Origin of the sequence: Streptomyces sp. SID14478 (assembly GCF_010548525.1) — a bacterium.
Classification (GTDB): Bacteria; Actinomycetota; Actinomycetes; order Streptomycetales; family Streptomycetaceae; genus Streptomyces.
Window position 1 is genome coordinate 1 of sequence record NZ_JAAGMG010001442.1, and the last position, 1,540, is coordinate 1,540.

General features: G+C 73.4%; 1 protein-coding gene and 1 pseudogene. One reads left to right on the forward strand and one right to left on the reverse strand.

Annotated features, from left to right (window positions below):
- Nucleotides 1-791, reverse strand: a 791-nt coding sequence (locus tag G3I40_RS45280) for a sugar kinase (RefSeq protein ID WP_164560602.1), incomplete at its 3' end; no start/stop codon positions are given.
- Between the two features lie 132 nt (nucleotides 792-923).
- On the opposite strand from G3I40_RS45280, the pseudogene G3I40_RS45285 reads away from it, so the two are divergent.
- Nucleotides 924-1,540 (forward strand): annotated as a pseudogene (locus G3I40_RS45285) (amino acid deaminase); the annotation flags it as partial.

The window sequence follows — 1,540 nt, forward strand, 5'->3', positions numbered from 1 at the left end:
AATCCGGCGGCGAAGGCGTCGCCCGCGCCCACGGCGGCGACGACGTCGACGCGCGGGGCGGGTTCGAAGTGACGTCCTTCACGGTCGTACGCGACGGCGCCCTCGGCGCCGCGCTTGACGACGAGGAGCTCGGGCTCGGGCAGGGCGGCGCGCACGGCGTCGGGTCCGCCGGTGATCCCGAACGCGTCCTCGGCCTCGTCCTCGCCGACGAAGACGAGGTCGGCGCCGCGGGCGAGGTCGAGCAGCACGCGCGCGTCCTCGGGGCTGCGCCACAGGCCGGGGCGGTGGTTGACGTCGAAGGAGACGACGGGGGCCGTGCCCAGGAGCGTGCGCAGCAGGGCCAGGCAGTCGGCGGAGAGCGCGGCGGTGATGCCGGACAGGTGCAGGACGCGGCCGGCCCGCAGGACGTCCAGGTCCATGTTCGCGGCGGACATGGCGGAGGCGGCGCTGCCCGCACGGTAGTAGGCGACCTCGTGGGCGTCGGTGGCCCGGTCGCCGGCGGTGCGGAAGTAGATGCCGGTGGGGCGGGCAGGATCGCGGCGTACCGCGGAGACGTCGACGCCGTACGCGCCGATGGCCTCGACGAGGTGGTCGCCGAACCCGTCGGCGCCGACCCGGCTGACCCATCGGGCGCGGTGGCCGCCGGCGGCGAGCACGCAGGCCAGATTGGACTCGGCGCCGCCGATGCCGCGCTCGAAGGAGGGCACGTCGGCGAGGCGTCCCGGGACGGAGGGGACGAAGGTGACCATGGACTCACCGAGCGCAACGACGTCCACCGGTGTGCCGTTCATGGGGGCGTCCTCCTCGGGGGCTGTGGGTCAACGGCTCCGTTGACCCGGCGTTGGCTCGGATGTTAGACAGCAGTAAGCGACATACGCAATGACCGTTGCACATATTGCAACAGTCCGCCTGGAGGAGGCTCCATGACCGCCAACCGCCTGACAGAGCTCGGGAGCGAGCGGGTGGACTTCCGCTTCAAGGGCCTGCCGCCCGAGGCCGAGGGCCTGACGGTCGCCGAGCTCGCGGACCGCCGCCTGAACCTCTTCACGGACGGTTTCACCACCCCGGTCCTCGCCCTGTCCGCCGAGCGCCTGGAGCACAACCTCGCGCTCATGGAGACGTACGCCACCCGGCACGGCCTCGCGTTCGCCCCGCACGGCAAGACGTCGATGTCCCCCCAGCTCTTCCACCGCCAGATCGAGCACGGCGCGTGGGGCATCACCCTGGCCGTGCCCCACCAGGTGCGCGTGGCACGGGAGTTCGGCATCGAGCGGATCTTCCTGGCCAACGAGCTCGTCGACGCCGCCGCCCTGCGCTGGCTCGCCGCCGAACTGGACTCCCACGCCGACTTCCGCTTCGCCTGCTACGTGGATTCCGTACGCGGCGTCGAGCTGATGGAGGCGGCCCTGGTGGCGGCGGGAGCGTCCCGCCCGGTGGACGTCGTCGTCGAGCTCGGCGCGGGCGAGGGCGCGCGCACGGGCGTCCGCACGGAGGCGGAGTGCGCCGCGGTCGCCGACGCGGTGGCCGCCGCCTCGACGCT